The 927-nt window shown below is 42.3% G+C and carries 2 protein-coding genes; both read right to left on the bottom strand.

What is annotated here, in order from left to right; genetic code table 11:
• Positions 1–16 precede the first annotated feature (16 nt).
• Positions 17–592 (bottom strand): DUF1415 domain-containing protein, encoded by a 576-nt coding sequence (locus tag A9E74_RS13795; protein WP_069297157.1) that lies wholly within the window; start codon positions 590–592, stop codon positions 17–19.
• Positions 593–665: 73 nt separating this feature from the next.
• A partial coding sequence (locus tag A9E74_RS14440; protein WP_176718949.1) for a hypothetical protein occupies positions 666–927 on the bottom strand: 262 nt, incomplete at its 5' end.

Here is a 927-nt window from a genome sequence, read left to right as displayed (position 1 = left end):
CTAAAGTTACAGCTCCCTAAAGCTTAAATAGGCTCTCAAATAGTGCCTGCAGCTTATTGTGTCCCAGACTATTCATTAGCGCCACGTTTCGTATTGGAACTTGATCGACATCAGGATATTCCACAATAGCTCGCTCAAGACTCGCCTCCCGAATAAGATGCAACAAGGGGTAGGGAGAGCGGTTTGTATAATTCTCTGCATCGTCCGGATTTGTTCCACCAAATTGGTAATCTGGATGAAAACTGGCGATCTGATAGGTACCTTCCAGTCCCATTTCCAAAAGGAGGTTATCGGCATTACTCAAAAACTGATTGTAGTCATAAAAGTCCTGCAATACATGTGGGTGAATCAGCAGCGTAGTTTCAACTGACGGCTCACTATTGAGCAGTTCCAGCTCGTCTTGCAGTGACATTAACAATTGCTCTTCCGTTATCGCTCTTGTGGTAGCAAAGCGCACCCGATTGTTCAGCATCTCATGCTTAGCAAATGGGCATAGATTCATTTCCATCACAAAAGTCTTAACCCATTGCCGGACCGATAGAACAATTTCCTCGTCATTTCGGATCTCACTTGGTCGTGTTGCTTTATTCATTCACCTTCCATATAAAGCCGGGCTAAGCGGCGCGCATTAGCGCATCCTTGATTAAGCGTCTTGTTAGAAATTTTTATATTTCAGCCGTATGATACTTATACGGGCTATGTGATTTATCTATAATAATTTCACCTTTTTTACCTAATACTTTTCCGGCCCAAGCTGAAACTTTCTGAACTGTACAACCAACTGAGTCTGCAACTTCTCTTGCGGTTAATGCTTCATGGGGTAACAGCTCTGATATTAAACCTAGAATTCTTATTTCAACTTCTGCAAAGTTACCAGTCGTAACAGGCGCTTCTTGATGGATAATTTCGATTAACTTTTCATCATCC

This window comes from Methylophaga muralis (assembly GCF_001720165.1).
Taxonomy (GTDB): Bacteria; Pseudomonadota; Gammaproteobacteria; order Nitrosococcales; family Methylophagaceae; genus Methylophaga; species Methylophaga muralis.
Note: the sequence above shows the minus strand (reverse complement) of the source record. Positions and strands in the feature narration are given on the sequence as shown.

Coding starts and splice junctions, on each gene's coding strand:
- A9E74_RS13795 (WP_069297157.1), bottom strand. CDS start 592: ATGAATAAAGCAACACGACCAAGTGAGATCCGAAATGACGAGGAAATT.